The sequence below is a fragment of the Caloramator mitchellensis genome, assembly GCF_001440545.1.
GTDB lineage: Bacteria > Bacillota > Clostridia > Clostridiales > Caloramatoraceae > Caloramator > Caloramator mitchellensis.
This window is the reverse complement of the sequence record NZ_LKHP01000015.1, coordinates 1-24,177: the sequence shown is the minus strand read 5'-3', so window position 1 is coordinate 24,177 and position 24,177 is coordinate 1. Positions and strand designations below refer to the sequence as shown.

The 24,177-nt window shown below is 35.7% G+C and carries 28 protein-coding genes and 1 tRNA gene; 24 read left to right on the top strand and 5 right to left on the bottom strand.

Translation table 11 applies throughout. The annotated features are described in order from the left end of the window. Nucleotides 1–234: 234 nt before the first annotated feature. Complete coding sequence (locus tag ABG79_RS10245; protein ID WP_057979387.1) at nucleotides 235–960, top strand: CPBP family intramembrane glutamic endopeptidase; 726 nt, start codon at nucleotides 235–237, stop codon at nucleotides 958–960. Here ABG79_RS10245 and ABG79_RS10240 read toward each other — a convergent pair whose 3' ends face one another. The 3 genes from ABG79_RS10240 to ABG79_RS10230 form a co-directional block, all read right to left on the bottom strand. Continuing rightward, a complete protein-coding gene (locus ABG79_RS10240) occupies nucleotides 961–1,239 on the bottom strand; it encodes a hypothetical protein (RefSeq protein WP_057979386.1) in 279 nt (92 codons plus the stop codon). Nucleotides 1,240–1,324: 85 nt separating this feature from the next. Beyond that, a complete protein-coding gene (locus tag ABG79_RS10235) occupies nucleotides 1,325–1,549 on the bottom strand; it encodes a hypothetical protein (protein WP_057979385.1) in 225 nt (74 codons plus the stop codon). Between the two features lie 28 nt (nucleotides 1,550–1,577). After that, nucleotides 1,578–1,880, bottom strand: a complete 303-nt coding sequence (locus ABG79_RS10230; RefSeq protein WP_057979384.1) for a hypothetical protein — start codon at nucleotides 1,878–1,880, stop codon at nucleotides 1,578–1,580. Nucleotides 1,881–2,073: 193 nt separating this feature from the next. Here ABG79_RS10230 and ABG79_RS10225 point away from each other — a divergent pair, with 193 nt between their 5' ends. From ABG79_RS10225 to ABG79_RS10140, 19 genes are all read left to right on the top strand, one after another. After that, nucleotides 2,074–2,946, top strand: a complete 873-nt coding sequence (locus tag ABG79_RS10225) for a sensor histidine kinase (protein WP_057979383.1) — start codon at nucleotides 2,074–2,076, stop codon at nucleotides 2,944–2,946. After that, complete coding sequence (locus ABG79_RS10220) at nucleotides 2,943–3,557, top strand: radical SAM protein (protein ID WP_057979382.1); 615 nt, start codon at nucleotides 2,943–2,945, stop codon at nucleotides 3,555–3,557. Before ABG79_RS10225 ends, ABG79_RS10220 begins: the two co-directional genes overlap by 4 nt. A gap of 75 nt (nucleotides 3,558–3,632) precedes the next feature. Next, nucleotides 3,633–4,181, top strand: a complete 549-nt coding sequence (locus tag ABG79_RS10215) for a hypothetical protein (RefSeq protein WP_057979381.1) — start codon at nucleotides 3,633–3,635, stop codon at nucleotides 4,179–4,181. Between the two features lie 223 nt (nucleotides 4,182–4,404). After that, nucleotides 4,405–5,370, top strand: a complete 966-nt coding sequence (locus ABG79_RS10210) for a GntR family transcriptional regulator (protein WP_057979380.1) — start codon at nucleotides 4,405–4,407, stop codon at nucleotides 5,368–5,370. A gap of 11 nt (nucleotides 5,371–5,381) precedes the next feature. Then, entirely contained in the window at nucleotides 5,382–5,789 is a 408-nt protein-coding gene (gene glmS / locus ABG79_RS10205; RefSeq protein WP_057979379.1) for a methylaspartate mutase subunit S, read from the top strand. Nucleotides 5,790–5,801: 12 nt separating this feature from the next. Continuing rightward, nucleotides 5,802–7,190 carry a methylaspartate mutase accessory protein GlmL gene (glmL, locus tag ABG79_RS10200; RefSeq protein WP_057979378.1) on the top strand — a complete coding sequence of 463 codons (1,389 nt, stop codon included), beginning with the start codon at nucleotides 5,802–5,804 and terminating at the stop codon, nucleotides 7,188–7,190. Between the two features lie 12 nt (nucleotides 7,191–7,202). Next, on the top strand, nucleotides 7,203–8,654 hold the full coding sequence (locus ABG79_RS10195) for a methylaspartate mutase subunit E (RefSeq protein ID WP_057979377.1): 1,452 nt from the start codon (nucleotides 7,203–7,205) through the stop codon (nucleotides 8,652–8,654). 30 nt (nucleotides 8,655–8,684) lie between these two features. After that, nucleotides 8,685–9,950: a methylaspartate ammonia-lyase gene (locus ABG79_RS10190; RefSeq protein WP_057979376.1), complete on the top strand. Its 1,266-nt coding sequence runs from the start codon at nucleotides 8,685–8,687 to the stop codon at nucleotides 9,948–9,950. A gap of 273 nt (nucleotides 9,951–10,223) precedes the next feature. Continuing rightward, nucleotides 10,224–11,066 carry a fumarate hydratase gene (locus ABG79_RS10185; RefSeq protein ID WP_057979375.1) on the top strand — a complete coding sequence of 281 codons (843 nt, stop codon included), beginning with the start codon at nucleotides 10,224–10,226 and terminating at the stop codon, nucleotides 11,064–11,066. Nucleotides 11,067–11,119: 53 nt separating this feature from the next. Further along, nucleotides 11,120–11,701, top strand: coding sequence for a Fe-S-containing hydro-lyase (locus ABG79_RS10180; RefSeq protein WP_057979374.1), 582 nt, complete (start codon nucleotides 11,120–11,122; stop codon nucleotides 11,699–11,701). Between the two features lie 22 nt (nucleotides 11,702–11,723). Beyond that, entirely contained in the window at nucleotides 11,724–11,987 is a 264-nt protein-coding gene (citD, locus tag ABG79_RS10175) for a citrate lyase acyl carrier protein (protein ID WP_057979373.1), read from the top strand. A gap of 65 nt (nucleotides 11,988–12,052) precedes the next feature. Then, complete coding sequence (locus ABG79_RS10170; RefSeq protein WP_057979372.1) at nucleotides 12,053–12,916, top strand: HpcH/HpaI aldolase/citrate lyase family protein; 864 nt, start codon at nucleotides 12,053–12,055, stop codon at nucleotides 12,914–12,916. Between the two features lie 11 nt (nucleotides 12,917–12,927). Further along, complete coding sequence (citF, locus tag ABG79_RS10165; RefSeq protein ID WP_057979371.1) at nucleotides 12,928–14,466, top strand: citrate lyase subunit alpha; 1,539 nt, start codon at nucleotides 12,928–12,930, stop codon at nucleotides 14,464–14,466. A 4-nt stretch (nucleotides 14,467–14,470) separates the two neighbouring features. Beyond that, on the top strand, nucleotides 14,471–15,487 hold the full coding sequence (gene citC / locus ABG79_RS10160; RefSeq protein ID WP_057979370.1) for a [citrate (pro-3S)-lyase] ligase: 1,017 nt from the start codon (nucleotides 14,471–14,473) through the stop codon (nucleotides 15,485–15,487). Continuing rightward, nucleotides 15,484–15,996 carry a citrate lyase holo-[acyl-carrier protein] synthase gene (gene citX / locus ABG79_RS10155; RefSeq protein ID WP_057979369.1) on the top strand — a complete coding sequence of 171 codons (513 nt, stop codon included), beginning with the start codon at nucleotides 15,484–15,486 and terminating at the stop codon, nucleotides 15,994–15,996. Before citC ends, citX begins: the two co-directional genes overlap by 4 nt. A gap of 217 nt (nucleotides 15,997–16,213) precedes the next feature. Further along, entirely contained in the window at nucleotides 16,214–16,345 is a 132-nt protein-coding gene (locus ABG79_RS12750; protein WP_278287122.1) for a hypothetical protein, read from the top strand. A 12-nt stretch (nucleotides 16,346–16,357) separates the two neighbouring features. Next, on the top strand, nucleotides 16,358–17,236 hold the full coding sequence (locus ABG79_RS10150; RefSeq protein WP_242859333.1) for a triphosphoribosyl-dephospho-CoA synthase: 879 nt from the start codon (nucleotides 16,358–16,360) through the stop codon (nucleotides 17,234–17,236). Next, nucleotides 17,233–18,150 (top strand): glutaminase A, encoded by a 918-nt coding sequence (gene glsA, locus ABG79_RS10145; protein ID WP_057979367.1) that lies wholly within the window; start codon nucleotides 17,233–17,235, stop codon nucleotides 18,148–18,150. The genes ABG79_RS10150 and glsA overlap by 4 nt, the downstream gene beginning before the upstream one ends. Nucleotides 18,151–18,289: 139 nt before the next feature. Then, on the top strand, nucleotides 18,290–18,706 hold the full coding sequence (locus ABG79_RS10140) for a hypothetical protein (RefSeq protein WP_057979366.1): 417 nt from the start codon (nucleotides 18,290–18,292) through the stop codon (nucleotides 18,704–18,706). Between the two features lie 235 nt (nucleotides 18,707–18,941). Here ABG79_RS10140 and ABG79_RS10135 read toward each other — a convergent pair whose 3' ends face one another. After that, nucleotides 18,942–19,826 (bottom strand): MSCRAMM family protein, encoded by an 885-nt coding sequence (locus tag ABG79_RS10135; RefSeq protein ID WP_057979365.1) that lies wholly within the window; start codon nucleotides 19,824–19,826, stop codon nucleotides 18,942–18,944. Between the two features lie 188 nt (nucleotides 19,827–20,014). Here ABG79_RS10135 and ABG79_RS10130 point away from each other — a divergent pair, with 188 nt between their 5' ends. From ABG79_RS10130 to ABG79_RS10120, 3 genes are read left to right on the top strand one after another with little or no spacing between them, the layout of a single operon-like run. Beyond that, entirely contained in the window at nucleotides 20,015–21,154 is a 1,140-nt protein-coding gene (locus tag ABG79_RS10130) for an acyl-CoA dehydrogenase (RefSeq protein WP_057979364.1), read from the top strand. Nucleotides 21,155–21,166: 12 nt separating this feature from the next. After that, complete coding sequence (locus ABG79_RS10125; RefSeq protein ID WP_057979363.1) at nucleotides 21,167–21,946, top strand: electron transfer flavoprotein subunit beta/FixA family protein; 780 nt, start codon at nucleotides 21,167–21,169, stop codon at nucleotides 21,944–21,946. Nucleotides 21,947–21,957: 11 nt separating this feature from the next. Next, the gene (locus ABG79_RS10120) at nucleotides 21,958–22,968 is read left to right on the top strand and encodes an electron transfer flavoprotein subunit alpha/FixB family protein (RefSeq protein WP_057979362.1); all 1,011 of its coding nucleotides are present in this window, start codon (nucleotides 21,958–21,960) and stop codon (nucleotides 22,966–22,968) included. Nucleotides 22,969–23,246: 278 nt separating this feature from the next. On the opposite strand, the gene ABG79_RS10115 is transcribed toward ABG79_RS10120, so the two are convergent. Then, nucleotides 23,247–23,915, bottom strand: a complete 669-nt coding sequence (locus ABG79_RS10115; protein WP_057979361.1) for a hypothetical protein — start codon at nucleotides 23,913–23,915, stop codon at nucleotides 23,247–23,249. Between the two features lie 188 nt (nucleotides 23,916–24,103). Here ABG79_RS10115 and ABG79_RS10110 point away from each other — a divergent pair. After that, nucleotides 24,104–24,177: transfer RNA gene (locus ABG79_RS10110), tRNA-Gly, on the top strand.

The following is a 24,177-nucleotide window of genomic DNA, read 5'->3' as shown; positions in this document are numbered from 1 at the left end:
GCTTATAGTGATACATTATATTAGCCCCATGATTCGATTTCAAAAGGCGTCTCTCATGAACCTTAGTAGCTCTTAGCGTTAGGCTTATAAAATGTCCGTAATTTTTTAAGGATTTTAAAACAAAGAAAAGCTAAAGTATCTTGGTGCAATGAGCGAGCCACAGAAATCATTCATGGGGCTTAATAAAAGAATATTAAACATATAGTTTTGTTTAGCGACATAAGGAGAGATGTTATGTTCAATAATTGGTATTTTGAAATAATAAAGATGCTTAGTATTCTTATTCTTCTTGCACTGCCTCCATTTTTGGCGCTTATTAGGTATTCTAATTTATTTAAGAAGAAAAAATATATGTGGTTTTTAATTTTTATTCCGTATGTTGTTGCTACACTATTTACACAGAATCTATTGCCATTTATTGCCGTGATATTAACTTTATATTTTATTAAAAAACAGAATGATGAAGAGCTAATGTTTCATTTTAGATCGCTAAAAGGATGGACGGCAGAGATAATAGGTATTGCAGTTTTGTTTAAATTTGCGATTACAATTTTAAGCGTTATTTATGTTTTTTTACTCACAAAGTTAGGTTTTACTGTTGAAAGTCAAGAAGTTATTGGAATGTTCTTGAAAGCAAGTTGGATTCAGGTTATTTTTCTCAGCATAACTACAGTTATATTTGCACCAATAGTTGAAGAATTCATATTCAGGCATATGTTGTATAGGGGGGTAAAAAAGAAAAATAAGGCATTTGCAGTTATCTTTACAAGTTTATTATTTACATTACTTCATTATAACCTAGCAGGTTCTTTATCTTTTTTTGCTGTTGGAATTTTAAACTGCTATTTATACGACAAGTTTGGATATAGGGCTGCGGTTTTAAATCATGTTGTGTTTAATTTTATCTCTGTAGTATTGATAATAGCTGCTAAAGTGCTAAATCTTCCTTTGTCAGGCTAATTAATTTTCGTATATTTCTCCACTTAAAACGGAAATTAATTTATCGACGATTCTTCGTCTTCTTTCAGGTAAAAATTCTTTCAGAGCTGCTAAGACTTCAACTTCTCTGCCGCTTTGTTTTTTAGCTGTGTTAAGTAAGCTTAATAAATTATTCAATTTTTCTTTGTCGATGTTTTTTAAAACATCTTCAAGATTAAAATTTTGCAAATCTAAATCAGGAATTTGAATGTTCTTCACATTATCATCTCTTTCATTATTGTGTCTTTTTTTATGGGGCATAGATATCCTCCTAAAAATTGATTTTATGGATATGGCAATGCCATCAAGGATTTGATGGTATTGCCATATCCATATTCACTTATCCTTAACAACTTCTTTTGAATGGACAACATCCGCATATTACAAGGTAGAGAGCGATGATGAAGAGTAAGCTATTGTCAACTAATCCACCTTCATTGCAGTCGTGTCCATGTCCTTGTCCTTGACCTAAAAGACCTGGCACTCTTCCAAACTGAGTTACGATTAAGATTAAAGCAAGTAGGCTGTTAAAATCTCCATGTTCATGTCTGTCTCTGCATCTTCTTGACATATATAAACCCCCCTTTATATAAAATTAATTAGCAAACATTGTGGTTATTAGAGTTATTTAGTAGAAAAACTAATGCTATTAGTAATATTAAGAAGAATGAATCATCTCCGAAAAAGCCTGAACCAAAACCGCCCCTTCTTCCACAGCCGCATGAGCAGCATTTATGATGTTTATGGTGCTTATGATGTTTTTTGCAACAGCACTTTTCCTGGCAGCATGAATCTTCCTCGCCAAAGAAGAATATTATAGCCAGGAAAATTAATATGCTGAGTAAATTATTGTCATCTTTGCCGCTAAAATTTAATCCTGATAAAAGACTTGTTACATCCATTTCTCACCCTCCCTTGTTTTAGTTTCTAATATAATTTATGCTGAACTAAAATAACTTGTTACAATATTCTCCTGATAATTTATTGGAAGATGTTCACAATTTTTTAATATTTTTAATAGAAATAAAAGGAAAATTTAAACTTGTGTAGAATATTATAAATGGAAAAATTAAATAAATTTTTGGGGGTGTGGGGATGAGTGAGATTAAGTCTCCGTGCAGTTGTTCGAAGGGGAAAAATGTTGAATGTGAAAATCAAAATTGTCCGCTTAATATTATTGAGAGCTTTAACAGCATTTGTCATGACTTAAAAACTCCCCTGAATATTATTTTAAGTACTTTGCAGATAATGGAACTATACGATGTTACAGGAAGACTTTATGAGGATAAAACCCTGTTTAAAAAATACTCAAGTATGATGAAGCAAAACAGCCTAAGATTAATTAGGCTTGTAAATAATATATTAGATTTGACAAAGATTGATTCGGATTTGTTCAGCATGGAGTTTGTTAATGCTGATATAGTTAAAGTTATAAAGAATATAACAAGTTCAGTAAGAGATTATGCCGATTTAAAGGGCATAAGAATTTCTGTAACATCAAATGTATCTGAAAAACTAATGGCGTTTGACCCGGATAAGATTGAAAGGATATTATTGAATCTGATTTCAAATGCACTTAAATTTACGCCTATTGGAGGCAGAATAGTTGTAAAAATAATCGATTTAAACGAAAAAGTAATTTTAACAGTTCAGGACAATGGAGTAGGAATGGATAAAGAAGATTTAAAGGATGTATTCAATAAATTTAGGAATATGAAGAAAAACTACAAAGAAAATGAAGGAACTGGGCTTGGACTTTCACTTGTAAAGAGATTAGTTGAGATGCATAATGGCCAAATTAATGTAGAGAGCAAGAAGGGAAGGGGAACAAAATTTACAATAGAACTTCCTGTCAGAATAATAGAAAGAATGGAACGAAAAGATAATAATAATAAATACAATTTGGTTGAAAAAATAAATATAGAATTTGCAGATATTTATTTAACTCTCGATGGAGGGGTAAGGTGAAGGGGATAAGGTTTGTTGTGACATATAGCTGCAATTTTATGTGTAGCATATGCAGATTTAAGTGTGCACCATTTAAAAAGGGGTTTATGCCGGTTGATAAATTTTATGAGCATTTTTTAAGCGCTTTTGAAGAGGGATATAGGGATTATATAATAATTGAAGGCGGGGAAGCTTTTTTAGATATCGCAAGGGTTTATAAGTATTTAAAAAAGATTAAAAATTATTGTTTAAAAAAATATATTGTAACTAATGGATATTGGGGAGATATCGATATATATTATTCTGTATTAAACGATTTAAAAAAGATAGGACTTAATGGACTTATAATAGAGTATGATTATTTTCATAAGCCATTTATTCAGGAAAAAACTATATTAAATGCAATCAGAAGTGCTCTTTGTAATAATTTGAACGTAACGCTGCGGGCACTTTTAAAGACTGATAATTTGAGTTGTATTGAGGATACAATGACAATAAAGAATTTAAAGGATATTAAAGATAAGTTTGAAGATTTGAATATTATTTTTGAAACAATGGAGCAGCAATCGTTAAAGGGCGTTTTAAACAAAAGGTGGGCCTTGGAGGAAAAGCTGATTTTATATGATAAATAATGCAATATTTACATTTGAATAGGACATATTAAAGTGCTATAATCACCTCATGTGTTTTAAAGTGGGGTGATTTTTTTGAAGGTAAGTTTAAAGGGGAGAAAAACATTATACGATGTTTTATTTCTAACAGATGAAGAAATATACGCAGTAAATAAGAAAAATAACCTAAAAAGGGTTTTTGAATACAGCCAGGTGAAATTTACATTTGATGCTGAATGGGAAGAGGAACTAATCAAAAATAGAGAAATATTAGCTATAAAAAAACCCAGGTGTGCGTCTTTTTATATGCACTATGCTATTTTGATGGCGATTAAGGAACATATAAAGGAACATATAAAAGAAGAAATTAAAAGCATAGCCATCATAGAGGATGGAGATGGGACGTTTAAGAAGGGTTTTTTAAAGGACATAAAATGCATTGTTAATTTAAGAGGAATAAGAATAAATATTTCAGGAAATGCTTATAAGAATATATTCGACATTAAAATTTCAGATTTGGATGACAAAAATATGTTAGAGAGCATATCCTATGAATACAAGAGAGTAAAGCAAAAGATTGAAAATGAATCAAGAAAACTTATGAAATTGGATTATATTTTAAAGAATATTCCTGCTATTGTTTGATTGAGTTGTTTTGGATGTTTGAGCCCCTAAATAATATTTTAGGGGCTCTTAACTTTCAATAATGAAAGAAAAAATTCAAAAAATTATTAATAATAGAATTTAATCGTCTTTTTTGGGGAAATATGAAGTAAAATCGTCAAATTAGAAAATTACAATGTTAAACATATATGTTACAATATAATTGGACTAAGCCAATTACTAAATGGACTAATGGGGTGAAAAGATGAACATTTATATTGATAAAAAAAGTGAGGTCCCATTATATATACAGGTTAAAAATCAAATAATGAGCGAGATTAAGAATGGAAATCTAAAAATAGGCGATAAAATGCCAACTGAAAGGGAATTGGCCCAAAAGGTTAAGACAAGCAGAAACACAATTAGCACAGCGTATAATTTGCTTGAAGCTGAAGGTGTTTTAGTTTCGTATCAGGGTAAAGGCACATTTGTTGCAGAGGAAGGGACTACATGGAAACAGCAGAATGTAAGGGAAAAATTATTGAAGATTGTTGATTTAGGGCTTGAAGAAGCGTTGGAACTTGGCTTAAGTCCAAAGGAATTTTTGGCATTAGTCCAGCAGAGAATAAATGAAAAGGAAGAACTTTTAAAGAGCATTAACGCAGTATTTGTTGAGTGCAATATAGAACAGGCTAGGGAATTTGCAAAGGAACTGGGCTTTTATACTAAAATGAACGTAAATCCACTTACCATATCGGATTTAAAGGAAATGGATGAAAAGACAGAAAAAATGTTAAACCAATCCCATCTTATAATTGCAACTTTCAACCATGTCAATGAGGTTAAGACGCTGACTTCCCATTTAAACAAGGAAGTATTAGGTGTTGCTATTAATCCATGTCTTGAGACTATTGTAAAAATTGCACGGTATCCCAAGGGGACTAATTTTGGGCTTTTATGCATTTCAAGGGAATTTGCATTCAAGGTTCAAAATGCACTAAAAAGTGCCGGGCTTGAAGTTGGGGATATACGTGCGTCGATAAGCAAAAGGACTGAGGACGTGAAGGATTTAATCGACTCATCAGATGTTATAATAGTTTCCCCAGGAAGAAGAGAGGATGCTTTAAAAATTGCAAATAATAAAGAAGTAATAAGTTTTGATTATACCCTTGACCAGGGGTCTGTAAAGGCTATTATGTCAAAAATAATTGAAACAAAAAATATATTATAAGGAGGCCAATTATGAGCAAAACTATCATTTTAGGAGTTATTGGTGCAGACTGCCACGCTGTAGGTAACAAAATATTAGACAGGGCGTTTTCAGACGCCGGATTTAACGTTATCAACATAGGAGTTATGTGCTCGCAGGAAGAGTTTATAAACGCGGCAATAGAAACAAACGCAGATGCGATTATAGTTTCATCCTTATACGGACATGGTGAAATTGACTGCAGAGGGTTAAGGGAAAAATGTGAAGAAGCAGGACTTAAAGATATATTATTATACGCTGGCGGAAACCTTGTTGTTGGTAAGCAGGATTGGAGCGAAGTTGAAAAAAGGTTTAAAGAAATGGGATTTAACAGGGTTTACCCACCAGGAACTTCACCAGAAATTGGAATTAAAGATTTAAAAAACGATTTAGGGCTATAGTAGGGTGATTTTATGGATGCAGCGCTTTTGATTGATTTTGGAAGCACCTATACCAAATTGACGGCAGTTGATTTGGAAAATGAAGAGATACTTGCTACAGCAAAGGATTTGACAACTGTTCAAACGGATATAATGATTGGTTTTAATAAAGCATTTGATAAGTTAAAGGAGAAAATTGATTTAAGCAATGTAAATTTTGTGGAAAAATTGGCTTGTTCATCAGCTGCAGGTGGACTTAAGATGATAGCAATTGGACTTGTGCCAGAATTAACAGCGGAGGCAGCAAAAAGGGCTGCATTGGGTGCCGGTGCAAGGATACTTGGGGTATACAGCTATGAGCTTACCAAACACGAGATGGATGAAATATTGAGCAAAAATCCAGATATAATACTTCTTGCTGGAGGAACAGACGGAGGCAACAGGGACTGCATAATCCACAACGCAAAATTGTTGGCAAAATACATAGGAAGTGTTCCTGTGGTTGTTGCAGGAAATAAAAATGCACAGGAAGAGATAGAGGAAATATTCAAGGAAGCAGGAGTATATTTTAAGATAACTGAAAATGTTATGCCGAGGCTTAACCAAATAAATGTTGAGCCTGCAAGAGAAGTTATAAGAGAAATATTTATGGAAAAGATAGTTGAAGCAAAGGGAATGAAAAAGGCCGAGAGCTTTGTGAGGGGGATTTTGATGCCAACTCCAGCGGCAGTTTTGAAGGCTGCAAGAGTTCTTGCTGATGGAACGGATAAGGAAGAGGGAATTGGAGAGCTCATCATAATAGACATTGGCGGCGCAACTACAGACGTTCATTCCATAGCAAGCGGTGAACCATCGAAGGCAGGAGTTACTCTAAGAGGGCTTCAGGAGCCCTATGCCAAAAGAACAGTTGAGGGAGACCTTGGAATGAGGGTTAGCGCAGTATCCCTTTGGGAGGCTGCAGGAACAAGAAGGATTAAAAAGTTTGTTCCGAATACGCCATACGAAATAGAGGACAGATGCAGATACCTTCAGGCTAATGTTAACTTCATCCCTGAAAAGGAAGAGGATGTTGAATTTGACGAAGCTATGGGTATGGTTGCTACTGAAATGGCCATGGAAAGGCATGTTGGGATTATAGAGAGCGTATATACCCCAATGGGAATTATATATTCACAGGTTGGTAAGGACCTTTTAAATGTAAGGTATTTAATTGGAACAGGCGGAGTTATAGTCCACAGCCAAAATCCCAAAAAGATTTTATCGGCAGGTAAATTTACTATGGAATCTCCTAACTATTTAAAACCAACTAATCCAGAGATTTTAATAGATAAGACATATATATTATCAGCTATGGGGCTTTTGGCGGAAAAATATCCTGATAAGGCAATAAGAATAATGAAAAAATATATTGTGAAGGCTTGAGGAGGTTTATATATGGAGCTTAAAAATAAAAAATGGAGCCAAGAACAGTTTTTTAAGGTAAGAGAGGAAATATTAAATCACTGGCCAACTGGAAAGGACGTAAATTTAGAAGATGCTGCTGAGTATCTAAAAAAGGTGCCAGAACATAAGAGTTTTCCAGCAAAACTTAAAAAGGCAAAGGAAGAGGGAATAACACTTGCACAGCCAAGAGCTGGGGTTGCGCTTGTTGAGGACCATATAAATCTTTTAACATATCTTCAAAATGAAGGTGAGGCAGACCTTTTACCATCCACAATCGACAGTTATACAAGACAAAACAGATACAACGAATGCGAGGTTGGACTTGAAGAGAGCAGAAAAGCAGGACGTTCAATGCTAAACGGCTTTCCTGCTGTAAACCATGGCGTTGAAGGCTGTAGAAGAGTTTTTGAAGCTGTAAACCTACCTCTTCAGGCAAGACACGGAACACCTGATGCAAGGCTTTTATCAGAAATAATTCACGCATCGGGCTGGACATCAAACGAAGGCGGCGGTATATCATATAATATACCTTATGCAAAGAGCGTAAGCCTTGAAAAGACAATCCTCGACTGGCAGTATTGCGATAGATTAGCAGGACTTTATGAAGAAATGGGAATCTCTTTAAACAGAGAACCATTTGGACCTTTGACTGGAACACTTGTGCCACCAAGCGTATCAAACGCAGTTGCAATAATAGAAGGATTGCTTGCCGCAGAGCAGGGAGTAAGGAACTTGACATTAGGTTATGGACAATGCGGTAATCTGGTTCAGGACGTTGCGGCGATGAGGGCGCTTGAGGAGCAGGCAAATGAATACTTCAAAATGTATGGATATGACGTTTACTTAACGACTGTATTCCATCAATGGATGGGTGGATTCCCACAGGACGAATCAAAGGCATTTGGGGTTATTTCATGGGGTTCAGCGACGGCAGCCCTTGCTGGCGCAACTAAGGTTATTGTTAAAACTCCTCATGAGGCAGTTGGAATTCCAACTAAAGAGGCTAATGCAGCAGGAATTAAGGCAACAAAGCAGACATTGAACCTATTAAGAGGACAAAGACTTCCAATGTCCAAGGAACTTGAAGAGGAAATCAAGCTAATAAAGGCTGAAACAAAGTGCATACTTGATAAGGTGTTTGAAGTAGGAAATGGAGACTTAGCAGTAGGTGCTGTAAAGGCATTTGAGCTTGGTATACTCGATATACCATTTGCGCCAAGCAAATATAACGCAGGCAAGATACTTCCAGCAAGAGATAATAATGGTGCTGTAAGAATACTTGAGTTTGGAAATATTCCATTTACTAAGGAGATAAAGGATTTCCACAGAAGCCTATTAGAAGCAAGAGCAAAGGTTGAAAACAGAGAAGTAGGATTCCAGATGGTTGTAGATGATATATATGCAGTTGGAAAGGGATTCTTGGTTGGACGACCAAATCTATAATACTAATGAAAACGAATGGAGGATATCATAATGAAAATAGTTGACGTTGTTTTATCAGCAGGAAGAACTGGGTTTTTCTTCGATGACCAAAGGGCGATTAAAATGGGAGCAGCTCACGATGGATTTGTATATGTAGGGGAACCGGTAACAGAAGGATTTAAGAAGATAAGAATGGCTGGAGAATCGATATCGGTTATGCTTATACTTGAGGATGGACAGGTTGCATATGGTGATTGTGCAGCAGTTCAATATTCAGGAGCAGGAGGAAGAGACCCTCTGTTTTTAGCAGAAGAATTCATTCCAGTAATTGAAAAGCATATAGCTCCAAAGCTTATAGAAAGAGAAATTACAACCTTCAAGGAAATGGCAGAAGAAATCGACAATATGGAAGTAGAAGGCAAAAGACTTCATACAGCAATAAGATACGGAGTTACACAGGCAATACTCGATGCTGTGGCAAAGGCAAAAAGGCTTACAATGGCGGAAGTTATCAGGGAAGAGTATGCAACAGGAGTTGAGTTTAAGAAGATACCTATTTTTACTCAATCCGGCGACGATAGATACAACAATGTTGATAAGATGATTCTAAAGGGTGCGGATGTATTGCCACACGGGCTTATAAACAATGTTAAGGAAAAATTAGGTGAGAATGGAGAGCTTTTAAAGGAATATGTGGCTTGGTTAAGGGATAGAATACTAAAGCTTAGGACAACAGAAGAATACAACCCTGTTCTGCACATAGATGTATATGGAACAATTGGAATTGCATTCAACATGGACTACGAAAAAATGGCTAACTATTTGGGAGAGCTTGAAGAGACAGCAAAGCCATTTAAGTTAAGAATAGAAGGTCCAATGGATGTTGAAAACAGAGAGGGACAGTGTGAAGCACTTAAAAAGCTAAGAAATATATTAAAGCAAAAGGGAATAGGCGTTGAACTTGTTGCAGATGAATGGTGCAACACTTGGGAAGATATAAAGCTGTTCGTTGACGAAGGTGCAGCTGACATGATTCAGATAAAGACTCCTGATTTAGGCGGTATAAACAATGTAGCAGAGTCGATTCTTTACTGCAAAAAGCATGGAGTTGGAGCATACTGCGGCGGAACATGCAACGAAACAGACCGTTCAGCACAGGTTCTAACAAATATTGCAATAGCTTGCGATGCAGACCAATGCCTTGCAAAACCAGGAATGGGAGTAGACGAAGGATTTATGATAGTTTACAACGAAATGCAAAGGGTATTGCAGCTTGAAAAAAATAGAGATAGGATAAATAAGGCTATAAAAAGATAATAAGTAGGGCTGTCTCAAAATAAAGTTTTTTAAGATTGTTATTTATGTGAACCCCAAGATATGATTTCTCCGGTCATTCGCTCATTATACCAAGTAACTCTAAGCTTTTCTTTGTTTTTTAAAAGTCGAAAAGCAAGAGTTACTATGGCTCATGAGAGATGCCCTTCCGAAATCATATCTTGGGTTTATAAAAAACTTTCTATGATTATTTAAACAATTTATATTTTGAGACAGCCCATTTGATTTACTACAGCTATTGAAAGAGGTGGTATAATGAGGGAGATTCAAGTATCGGAGATTACCAAGGCTGTTAGGGATTTGTGTATAGAGGCTAACTATTATTTGAATGAAGATATAAAAAATGCCTTTCTGAAGGCGAGCGACGAAGAAGAATTTAAGCTTGCGAAAGATATAATGGATATATTGATTAAAAATGCTGAGATTGCTGCAAATGAAAATATGCCTATGTGTCAGGATACGGGGATGACAGTTGTTTTTATAGATTTAGGACAGGATGTTCATATTGTGGGTGGAAATTTAAACGATGCGATTAACGAAGGGGTAAGAAAAGGATACATAGAAGGATATTTAAGAAAATCAGTTGTAGGCGACCCGATTGAAAGAATAAATACAAAGGACAATACCCCTGCTGTTATATACACAAATATTGTTGAAGGGGATAGAATAAAGATAACGGTTGTTCCAAAGGGATTTGGAAGCGAAAATATGAGCCAGCTTAAAATGTTAAAACCAGCAGATGGAATTGAAGGGGTTAAGAAATTTGTTTTGAAGGTCGTGAAGGAAGCTGGACCTAATCCATGCCCTCCTATTATTGTTGGAGTTGGAATTGGAGGGACATTTGATTATTCGGCATATCTTGCTAAAAAGGCGCTGTTAAGGTCAATTGATAAAAGAAACAGCAATACATTTTATGCTAAACTTGAAGAGGAACTTTTGGACAGCATAAACAAGCTTGGAATTGGGCCTCAAGGGTTTGGAGGAAGGACTACTGCTCTTGCAGTAAATGTTGAAGCATTTGCAACTCATATAGCAGGTCTTCCGGTTGCAGTTAATATAAGCTGCCATGCCACAAGGCATGCAGAGATTGAATTTTAAAGCTAGTTTCAATTAATTTGTATAATAGAAGAAAAAATTGGGGAGGATTGAGGATGAGCAAAAAAATTACAACACCCCTTACCATGGAACAAATAAATAATCTTAAGGCAGGAGACAGCGTTTTGTTAACTGGATATGTTTACACCGCAAGGGATGCTGCACACAAAAGATTGGTGGATTTGATAAACCAAGGAAAAGAATTGCCATTTGATATAGAAGGCCAAGTAATATATTATGTTGGGCCGACTCCTGCAAAGGAAGGACAGCCGATAGGTTCAGCAGGGCCAACAACAAGCTATAGAATGGATTCATATACTCCAGCGCTTCTTGAAAAGGGATTGAAGGGAATGATAGGCAAAGGAAAAAGAGGTGCAGAGGTAGTCGAATCTATAAAGAAAAACGGTGCTGTATACTTTGCTGCAATTGGTGGTGCAGCAGCATTAACTGCAAAATGTGTTAAGCAATCCGAACTGGTTGCATATGAGGATTTGGGTGCTGAGGCGATTAGAAGGCTATATGTTGAGGACTTGCCACTTGTTGTTGTAATAGACAGCCAGGGCAATAACTATTATGAAATAGGGCAGAGGGAGTATATTGAATTGACAAACAATTCAAGAAGTCAAGAAATCAAGTGAATGTCACTCATGGAGGTGCACTATGAAGATAGTAAGGCCAGCTAAAGCAGGGACGATGGAGTCAAATGATATATACATAATGATATACCCAAACGAAAATGGGAATGAGATTCAGCTTGATAGCATAGTTTTAAAGCAGTTTGGAAAGGCAATTGAAAGGGTAATAATGGATACATTAAACGAACTTGAAGTTGATAATGCTCTTGTAGTTGCAAAGGATAGAGGAGCGCTTGATTATACTATTAGGGCAAGGATGGAGACGGCTATAAAGAGGGCAAGCGAGTAGGATTGAATTGACAAACAATTCAAGAAGTCAAGAAATCAAGTGAATGTCACTTATGGAGGTGCATTATGAGGAGAAGTATGTTGTTTATACCGGGGAATAATCCTTCGATGGTGCAGAATTCTCCAATACTCGGGGCGGACAGCATAATACTGGATTTGGAGGATGCGGTAAGTATAGATGAAAAGGATGCGGCAAGGCATCTTGTAAGGAATGCACTGTTGAGCCTGGATTTTGGGGACGCTGAAAAGGTTGTAAGAATAAACAGCATAGCAACGGAGCTTGGATACGATGATATAGACTGCATAGCAAGGGTAAAACCCGATGCAATATTAGTGCCCAAAGCAAGTGAGGATGCTATAGAAGAGATAGATGAGCTTCTTTCTACTATTGAAAGGGAAGAGGGATTTAAGCTTGGAAGCATTAAAATAATTCCTCTTATAGAAACTGCATTTGGACTTGAGGATGTTTTCAATATTGTAAAATCTTCAAAGAGAGTTAAAGCAGTCCTTTTGGGTGCTGAGGATTTAACGGCTGATATGGAGATAAAAAGGACTAAAGAGGGAGAGGAAATATTCTATGCAAGAAGCAGAATAGTTTCAGTATGCAAGGCACTTAAGGTTGATGCAATTGACACTCCCTTTACCGATGTAAACGATTTTGATGGACTTTTAAAAGACTGTGAAAAGGCAAAACTAATAGGAATGACGGGAAAGGCGGCTATTAATCCAAGACAGGTTGATATAATAAATGAAGTTTTCTCACCAAGTTTAGATGATTTAAAATGGGCAACAAGGGTTATAGAGGCATATGAAGAAGCACAAAGAGAAGGCAAGGGTGTATTCTCACTGGATGGAAAAATGGTAGATGCTCCAATTTTAGCAAGGGCAAAAAATGTAATTGAAAAGGCTAAGGCAGTAGGTTTGATATAGGGGGCGATGCTATGATTAACGCTTTAGGAAGAAACTTACCTGATTATATAGAAGGTTATGGAAAAGTTAAGCCATTTGCTGGAGCATTTGAAAATTATAAAGAGGTTGTGAAATCATCGGTTAAGCTTAAAAGTGTAAAGCCTGGGGATGATAAAGTTCTATCCTCAATAAAAGAGGCTCTTTTAAAATGTGAAATAAAGGATGGTTATACTATTTCATTCCACCACCATTTAAGAAATGGTGATTTTGTTTTGAATATGGTTGTTGATGAGATTGCAAAGCTTGGACTAAAGGACATAAAGGTTGCAGCAAGTTCAATTTTCCCATGCCACGCACCTCTTGTTGAACATATAAAAAATGGTGTAGTAACAGGAATTTATGCAAACTATATGTCGGGCCCTGTTGCAGAGGCTGTATCAAAGGGAATACTAAAGTATCCGGCAATTATGCATACCCATGGAGGCAGGGCAAGGGCAATCGAAAGCGGAGATTTGCACATTGACATCGCATTTATTGCATCTCCAGCCTGTGATACCTATGGGAATATAAATGGAGTAGAGGGAAAATCTGCCTGTGGCAGTTTGGGATATGCTATTCCAGATGCTATGTATGCAGATAGGGTTGTTGCTATAACTGATAATTTAGTGCCATATCCAGCATGTCCAATCGAGATCAGCCAGGAGTATGTTGATTATATAGTAGAGGTTGAAGCTATAGGAGACCCTAAGGGAATAGTTTCAGGGACAACAAGAATTACAAAGGACCCAGTAGGACTTAAAATTGCAAAACTTGCAGCACAGCTAATTGAGGAATCGGGACTATTAAAGGACGGATTTTCATTTCAGACAGGTGCTGGTGGAACATCCCTTGCGGTTGCAGCTTTTGTAAAGGAAATGATGAAGAAAAATAATATTAAGGGAAGCTTTGCAGCAGGCGGAATAACTGGATACATCGTTGAAATGTTCGAAGAAGGGCTATTCAGGTCACTATTCGATGTTCAATGTTTTGATTTAAAGGCAGTTGAGAGCTACAAAAACAATAAAGCACATCAGGGAATGTCCTCGTCAATGTATGGAAACCCCCACAACAGGGGCGCAGTTGTCAACAATCTCGATGTAATGATACTTGGAGCAACTGAAATAGATACTGACTTTAATGTAAATGTTACAACAGGTTCCAATGGAGTTATAATGGGAGGCTCTGGAGGTCACTCGGATACAGCAGCTGGTTCTAAGCTTGCAATAGTTGTAACTCAATTAACCAAAGCAAGACTTCCTATTATAGTCGACAGGGTAACTACAGTTACTACACCAGGTGAAACAATAGACGCTGTAGTTACTGAGAGGGGAATTGCAATAAATCCAAAAAGATTGGACCTTTTAGAAAAACTTAAAGAAAGCAAACTCCCTATATTTACTATAGAAGAGCTTAAACAAATGGCAGAAAAGATGACTGGAGTTCCAGAAAAGATTGAATTTGAAGATAAAATTGTTGCAATTGTAGAGTATAGGGACGGAACGGTTATAGATGTAGTAAGGCAGGTTAGGTGATTCTATGGAAATTTATCAAACCAAGCATTTAGATGAGGTCAGGGAATTTTTAGAGGGATTTGATTTAAGGCTTGAACAGGATGTTGATATGACTGTTGTTGCGGTAGAAAACGATAAAATAATTGGAACCTGTTCAGCTGCTGGGCATGTTATAAAGGACTTTGCAGTATCAGTGGAATATCAAAACGAAGGTGTTGCAGCAAAGCTGCTGACCTTTATTCAAAACAAGCTTTTTGACAAAGGGGTTTATGATACATTTATATTCACTAAGCCTGAAAACAAATATATATTCGAGGGGCTTGGATATAGATTTGTTGAAGGAAACGATGACGTAGTCCTTTTAGAAGGTGGAACAGCAAATGTTGAAAAATATGTTAAGGATATGTTCAAGAAAAGCGGACTTTCAAATGGTAAAAAGGCTGCGCTTGTTATGAACTGCAATCCTTTTACACTTGGGCATAGATTCCTTATCGAAACTGCATCTTACGAAAATGATGAGGTTGTGGTATTCATAGTGGAAGAAAATCGCTCGCTTTTCCCTTTTGATGTAAGGCTTAACCTGGTAAAAGAGGGTGTAAAGGATTTAAAAAATGTAGCTGTAATCCCCGGAGGTAGATATATTATATCATCTGCTACATTTCCAAGCTACTTCTTAAGGCAGGAGGATGAAAGGCTGAGGGCTTATACAAGGCTGGATGCAGCTATATTTGGAAAGTATATTGCAAAGGAATTTAATATTGATAAACGTTATGTAGGAACAGAACCGTATTGCAATGTAACAGATGCCTATAATAATGCTCTTGTGGATGTTCTGCCTTCCTTTGGCATAGAAGTTAGGATTGTTGAAAGAAAACAAATTGATAATACGGCAGTAAGTGCCTCCTTTGTCAGGGAACTTATTAGAAAAGGAAAAATTGAGGATACTTACAAATATGTCCCTGAAACTACCTTTAATTTTTTAGTTTCAGACGAAGCAAAAGAAATTATAGATAAAATAAAAAGGAGCGATACTCCACATTGAAGAGGATACTTGAGGATAGAGAAAAAAGATTTTTTAAGGTTTTGTCGCTTTATGAAAAATATAGCTTTCCGATTCTTGTCGGAAAAATAAATTACCCGGGAAATAACAAAAACACATTAGAGGCAGTTTCTGCCTTTAATGTGTTATATTCTCTATTGATTGAACAGTTCAGAGAATATACAATTCATAATGAAGTAGATGATGGGTTTGACGGAAAAAGCGTTTTAATGGTATTGAATTTAGACAAAATGAAAATAAAAAAAATGGCAGTTGAAATAGAAGAAACTCACTCATTAGGTAGAATTTTCGACATAGATGTTTATGAGGGAGAAAAATCTGTTTCACGCAAAGATTTGGGATTTAAAGAGAGAAGATGCATAGTCTGCGGCGAAGATGCAAGGGTGTGTGCAAGGGAGTTAAGGCACACAGTTGATGAGGTTTTAAGTTTTATTAATAGCAGAATTAGAAGATATATTGCGAAATATGAGTCTATAAATGATATGGTTTAAATATTGGTCATTAAGGTTTGATATTGTTATGATTTTAAAAATAATGGGGAAAGCAGGGAAGAACGTGGCAGTTATTAGAATTGACGAAAAAGATAGAGAACTTATAAAAGCTGCTCAAAATATTATATTGCTGTATGTGCAGAGGCAACAGCGATAGGAAAAGCAATTTCAGAAGGCGAAAGAGAATATGAAACATTTTGTATGTTTAGAGGTGTCTATGAAAGAATATTTAGGCAAAAAAGTAAAGGTTATAATTGATAGACCGCTCGGTTCAAAGCATCCTAAAAACGATGCAATAAAAACAATGATTAATATAAGACCAATTACAAACAAAAGCAGAGGAAGATGAAGTTTGAATTCAGTGTTATTAGATAAGGATTTAGATATCAAAGAATTTGCTAAAACTACAGCACAGATTATAATAGAAGGTATGATATTAGAGGTTATATCCCATCCATCTCCGGGACTTGTCTCACCATTTTCCAATGGGAGCCACAGGGATATGGACTATAATACCTTTTTAAAAAGCACGGCAGCACTTTCAAAATACATGTCGGAGTTTGTAAGTATAGGTTATAACTATAACGAGGGACTACTACAAAGGATAAGAGAAGTTGGCATTTTAGCAGAAAAAGACATGTTCAAGGCCACAAATGGAATTAATACTCAAAAGGGAATTCTTTTTTTATCTGCATTAATAGGAGTAGCAGCAGGAAGGTGCAGAAGGCTTGGGACAACTTTAGATAGATACAATTTGTCAAATATAATAAAGGAAACAACCAAAGGAATAGTTGAGAGGGAATTAAAAAGCGCATACTCAAAAAAAGACCTGACAAATGGTGAAAGGCTTTATATAAAATATGGAGTTGAAGGAATAAGAGGAGAGGTTGAAAATGGACTCCCAACTGTTATTAAATATGGCCTGCCTGAATTTGAAGGGGCGCTAAAATCAGGGTTAAACATAAATGATTCGCTTATAAATGCGCTTATAGTTATTATTTCTAAAACAGATGATACTACTATTTTAAACAGGAAAGGAATTGCAGGGTTATATTTTGCCAAGAGCATGGCTAAAAATGCGATATACTTAGGATTGATGAAATCTAAAATCGGGAGAAATTATATAGAATTTATGGGCAAAATGTTTATAAACAAAAATATAAGCCCGGGAGGGTCGGCGGATTTAGTTGCAGCAACATATATAATATATAAACTTGAAAAACTGGGGGAATGCATATGAAGAGGCTATTAGAAGCAGCGATTGAAAACAACAGAGAATGGACTAAAAAGGGAAATGTTGCAACATATATACCTGAATTATCAAAGGCTAATAAAGAACATTTAGGTGTTGCAGTATATACCATCGATAATGAAGAATATTATGCAGGGGACTGCGATGTTAAATTTACAATGCAAAGCGTATCAAAGGTCGTAGCCTTAATGCTTGCACTATTAGACAATGGAAAGGAATATGTTTTCTCGAAGGTTGATATGGAACCTACTGCGGACACCTTTAATTCTATAAGCAGCCTTGAAAAAAGAAATCCAAACAAGCCATTAAACCCAATGATAAATTCTGGTGCGATTGTTACATCATCCATGATAAGCGGTAAAGACGGAAGCGAAGCAATAGAAAGAATATTAAAGTTTACAAGAAAGATAACTAACAATCCAACAATCGATATAAACTACGATGTATATAAATCAGAAAAAGAAACTGGAGACAGAAACAGGGCTCTTGCTTATTTCATGAAAAGCACCGGTATAATAGAGGGAAGCGTTGAAGATGCCCTTGACGTCTATTTTAAGCAGTGCTCAATCGAAGTTACCTGCAAAGATATAGCAAGGATAGGAGCCATGCTTGCCAACGATGGAGTTATGCCCTGGAGCGGTGAAAGAATAATTCCAAGACAAATAGCAAGAATTGTAAAAACCATAATGGTCACATGCGGTATGTATGATGCATCAGGTGAATTTGCAGTTAGAATAGGAATACCAGGAAAAAGTGGAGTTGGCGGAGGAATTTTAGCATCCGTTCCAGGCCGAATGGGCATTGGAGTCTATGGTCCATCCCTTGATGCAAAAGGAAACAGCATCGGCGGTCTAAAAGTCCTTGAAGAACTTTCAAGGGAACTCGACTTAAGCATCTTTTAGTGACATTCACTTGATTTCTTGAGTTCTTGAGTTGTTTAACAATTTGGACATGCTATTGAAGAAAAGTATTATAATTTTTTAACAAATCTTAACTTATTGATAGAAGGAAATTACAATTTTAGAAAGAATAATATATATAATGCAGGAAGTTTATGTTTTTCCTGCAAATATTTATAGGGGGGATTTTCATGGGACTGGAAACGGAGAAAGAATCGAAAAGCTTAAGGAGGCGCTTTATTTAGCAATTGATTCCGGAAATGAAGAACTTGCATTAACTTTAAGTCAAGCCCTTGATGAATTCATTATCGATGCAATGGAGGAAAAAATACTCGAAAAGGAACCATGTTTCAAAGTTAAGCTTGAACCTACAAGTGTTGAAATGAAAACCTTTGAAAAAATAGCCCCTACCAAATTTAAAATTGTTGATGGAAAAATTGAATGTGACAAGGACATTGAAAAATTTATTATTATGCTTATTAGCAACATAGGTTTTAGACGGTTATATCAAATAATAAATAAAGAAGCTTGGAAATCTATTTTAGAAAATATAAATTGATTTTAGGCAGGATTACCTGCCTTTTTTTACAAAAACTTTTAATAACTAACAATTTAAAATATATTGACATAATTGTTGATATTTTAGATGATTAAATGTTAGGAATGATTGAATGTAAAAAATTTAAGTCACAATCAAAACTTTAATTGAATAAAATACTAAATGATATTCATTACCGTTTGAGTTTTATCGTTTAATCAATTAATATACAGAATAAGGAGAAAAATTTCTCTCCTTATTCTGTTTTATTTATTTTAGTAGCAGCAATTTTATATTGATATCCAGGCTGAATATCTGTAAAAATATATACTCCATTATTGTTTGATCTTGTATAGCAAATAGGTGTTGCTAATGAATTAACTTCAATTCTGTAAAGAGTTACTATTGCATTTGGAATGGGCTTATCATTATTATCTTTTATTACACCAAAGATAGCAGCACTAGAATTTTTTGGATATTGTCTGAGCCTTACTAATAATCTTGTGACATTATTAACTCTGTCTACTCTAACAGTAGTGATTTCATTTTCGTAACCTAATTTAGAAGCTATCACTTTATATATCCCAACCGGGACATCTGCAAATAAAAATTGTCCACTTTCATTGGTAAATGTTGTAGAAAAAAGCCCTTCTTGCATGTCTTCGTTTATCGTAAATAATTTAAGAGAACAACCATCTATAGGGTTGTCCTGGTAATCTAATACATTTCCTGCAATAACAGATAAGTTATACTTAGAATTTGTAATAAGAGTAAAGTTGATTTCGAGTTGTTGCTGTATTTGTAATGTAAATGGAACTATATCGGACAAGAAATATCCATTAGCAATAGCTGCAATCTTGTATTGAACACCTGAATGAACGGGAGAAAAAACAAAATATCCTTTTGCATCTGAGTAGGTAACTGCTAAAAGATTTTCATTTTCGTCAAGCAATTTAACGACTGCACCTAATATTGGATTGCAATTTTCATCCTTTACAGTCCCAAAGACTGAACCTGATTCTAAATTTGGATTGTCAAACAGCTGTAAATCTATACGAATTTCCTCACCTTCATTCTTGAGTTCTCTGGTTTCAGATTCTTTTAAAGTATAAAGATTTACTGTAGTGTTAGTTGTATTCATAATAAATCCCTCCAATGATTTTTTTCCTATAATAAGATATTCATAAAATGATAATATGTTACATAATTCTACATGATTATCAAAAGACAAAATGGTCAAAATTATTTGTTAAAAAAATGTTTTTATAGTATAATATAATTGTTGAAAAATCTGAAAAATTAAAATTTTTCCGCAATGGGGTGATGGTTTTGGAATTTAAATTAACAAGGGAACAGGAACTTGTAAAGGAAATGCTGGAGAAATTTGTAGAAAACGAAGTAAAACCTATGGCTGCAGAAGTTGATGAGAAGGAAACTTTTCCGCTTGAAAATGTTAAAAAAATGGCAAAGTTAGGACTCATGGGCATCCCGTTTTCTAAAGAAGTTGGAGGAAGCGGAGGAGACTTCATAAGTTACATTATGGCGGTTGAAGAAATATCAAAGGCATGTGCAACAACAGGGGTAATATTATCTGCCCATACATCCCTATGCTGCTGGCCTATATATAACTTTGGCAACGAGGAGCAGAAGAAAAAATATCTGCCTTCACTTTTAAAGGGTGAAAGACTAGGAGCCTTTGCCCTTACAGAACCAAATGCAGGAACGGATGCAGCAAGCCAGCAGACGGTTGCTAAGCTTGAGGGCGACTATTACATATTAAATGGCAGCAAAGTGTTCATTACTAACGGTGGATATGCAGATGTATTCATAGTATTTGCAATGACAGACAGAAGCAAAGGAACAAAGGGAATATCAGCCTTTATAGTAGAAAAGGGATTTGAAGGATTCGAGATAGGAAAGATAGAAGAAAAGATGGGAATTAGAGGTTCATCAACAGCAGAGCTGATTTTTAAGGATTGCAGGGTTCCAAAGGAAAACCTGTTAGGACAGGAAGGAAAAGGATTTTCAATCGCGATGGCGACACTTGATGGAGGAAGAATAGGTATTGCAGCACAGGCACTTGGAATAGCAGAGGGAGCCCTTGATGAAGCAGTTAAATATATGAAGGAAAGAAAACAGTTTGGAAAGCCAATAGCAACCTTCCAGGGGCTTCAATGGTATATAGCTGAGATGGCAACAAAGGTAGAAGCAGCAAAGCTTTTGGTATACAAAGCTGCATGGAAGAAACAGAATAATATGCCGATAAGCTTTGATGCAGCTATGGCAAAACTTTACGCATCAGAAACAGCGATGGAAGTTACAACTAAGGTAGTTCAAATATTTGGAGGCTATGGCTACACAAGGGATTACCCAGTTGAAAGAATGATGAGGGATGCAAAGATAACAGAGATATATGAAGGGACAAGTGAAGTTCAAAAGATGGTAATATCAGCACACGTATTAAAGTAATGGGGGGATAGTATGAGAATAGTAGTTTGCATAAAGCAAGTTCCAGATACAAACGAAGTGAGAATAGACCCAGTAAAGGGGACTTTGATAAGGGAAGGCGTTCCAAGCATAATGAATCCGGACGATAAAAACGCTCTTGAAGAAGCATTGAGGTTAAAGGATGAATATGGTGCAACAGTTATAGTAGTAACTATGGGACCGCCACAGGCTGAAAAGGTTTTAAGGGAAGCTTTAGCCATGGGAGCAGATGAGGCATATCTTTTAACGGATAGATTGTTTGCAGGAGCAGATACATGGGCTACTTCTTTGACGCTTGCAAGGGCAATACAAAAAATAGGGTATGATTTGATATTTGCAGGTAGACAAGCAATAGACGGTGACACAGCACAGGTTGGATCAGAGATAGCAGAACATTTAAATATTCCACAGGTAACCTATGTAGAAAAGGTAGAAATAGAAAAGGATTCATTGAGAATTAAAAGAGCCCTGGAAGATGGATATGAAATTATAAGAATACAAAAGCCATGCCTTTTAACATGTATAAAGGAATTAAACAACCCAAGATATATGAACATATATGATATATTCACATGCTATCAAAAGGAGATAAAGATACTTACAACACAGGATTTAGAGCTAGATAAAGAAGAAATAGGACTTTCAGGCTCACCTACTAAGGTAAGAAAGACCTTTACTAAAGAGCCAAAGGGCAAGGGAGAGATAATAAACCTTCCTCCAGTTGAGGCAGCACAATATGCAGCAAATAAATTAAAGGAAAAGCATTTTATATAGGGGGGATAATGATGAGCGTTTGGGTTATAGCAGAGCAAAGGGAAGGAACTTTGCAGAAGGTATCATTAGAACTTTTAGGAAAGGGAAGACAGATAGCAGATAAGCTTGAAGAAAAACTTGTCGCAGTTCTTGCAGGTTATGAAGTAGAAAAGATAGCAGATACATTGATAAAACATGGAGCTGATGAGGTAATAATATTGGACCATATTCTTTTAAAGAACTATACAACTGATGGATATACAAAGGCGATTGCCCAGATTGCGATGGAAAGAAAACCAGAGATAATTTTCATTGGGGCTACGAATATAGGAAGAGATTTAGGGCCAAGACTTGCAGCAAGGCTAAAGACAGGGCTTACAGCAGACTGCACAGGGCTTGATATAGATGAGAATACTAAAAATCTTTTGATGACAAGACCAGCCTTTGGAGGAAACCTAATGGCAACCATAGAATGTCCAAACCACAGGCCACAGATGGCAACTGTAAGACCAGGAGTTTTCGCAGTTCCATGTGCTGATGATAGAAGGAAAGGAAAAATTGAAAAGGTTGCTGCACAGATAAAGGAAAGCGATATAAGGACGGTTGTAGAAAAGATAGTAAAGTCACTTGAGGATAAGGTAGACATAACTGAGGCTAAGGTAATAGTATCTGGAGGAAGAGGAGTAGGAAATGAGGAGGGCTTTGCACTTTTAAAGGAACTTGCCCATTTATTAGGCGGAGTAGTAGGAGCTTCACGTGCAGCGGTCGACGCAGGATGGATTGGAAAGGATCATCAGGTTGGACAAACAGGAAAAACTGTAAGGCCAAATCTATATATAGCATGTGGAATCTCAGGAGCTATACAGCACCTTGCAGGAATGCAGGAGAGCGACTTTATAATAGCCATAAACAAGGATGAAACTGCACCTATAATGTCGATAGCAGATGTAGCACTAGTTGGAGATTTGTATAAAATACTTCCTGAACTTATAAATGAAATAAAGGGATACAAGGATAGCTGTGACATTCACTTGATTTCTTGACTTCTTGAATTGTTTGACAATTAAAGTTTTTCTATTTTGAGCCTCATGAATTACATTATAGGAATTCTTTCACTGAACTGAGCAACTTTTAACTTTTATTTGAGAAAATCTCCATAAAGTTTAAAAGTAAGAGTCGCAAAGGTTCGTGAGGGATGCTGTTTTCATACTTTTCATGAGGCTCAGTAGAAATATTTTAGATTATGCTTATTTGTAGCAATACTTCGAAATTTTACAAGAAATTATTTTAAGACATACATTTGCTTAAGTCCCACCTATAATCATCCAGCTACAACAATGTCTGAACTTACAATAGAAATCAAATCTATATTAAACCTTAAAACCTCAAGTTTTCTAAAATCAAATTTTGGTATTTGCATCATTTTAAGAAACTCTATTGATTTGTCGAAATCTTTCATAAGACTTATTTTTCTTGTCTCAAATTCCTTCTGCATTAAATCATTATAATAATTGCAATATGCAAAGTAATCTTTTCTTTCACGATTATATTTTTCATAATCTTCACCACAAGCATCTATTACTCCTCTACATAGATACAGGTTGCAAGGATGAGGTTTTAGAGCAAAATAAAGCTTGCATCCGGATTTCTCAAAAAAGGGGCACAGCCTGAAAAACAATTTTGAGTCGAATTCATTGTTGTTCATTTTTGATTTATTATATTTTTCCTCATCAAAGAACCCAAGTATTTCAATGAAGTATTTTTCTATTTTTGTATAGGGAAGATTGTAAATTTCATATATGAAATCCTCTCTTCCTATGTCGAGTATATTTTTTATGTCGATTAGTTTGTATTTTGGAAAATACCAGCAACATCCCCTTGATTTGATTGTTAAATAGGAAGTGGCTTCTAGAAAGCCTAAACATTTTCCACAAAAGGAGCAATTGAAGTGTGGAATGTTGTTTTTCACTTCGTATTTAACGTAGTGCATTGTAATCATCCCCCTTTAATTTGAAGTTAGCACAATAATAAGTATATTTCAAACGTCTAGATTTTATGAAAAAATCAATAAAAAAAATCTATAATAAGATTTTTTTAGAAAACTCATCCTTTTTGTAGATATTTAATGAATTTACTAATTGTGTAAAATATTCTGAAGATTTATAATAATATTATGGTGCAGGTATAGCTCAATGGCAGAGCTCCGGCTTCCCAAGCCGGCTATGCGGGTTCGATTCCCGTTACCTGCTCCA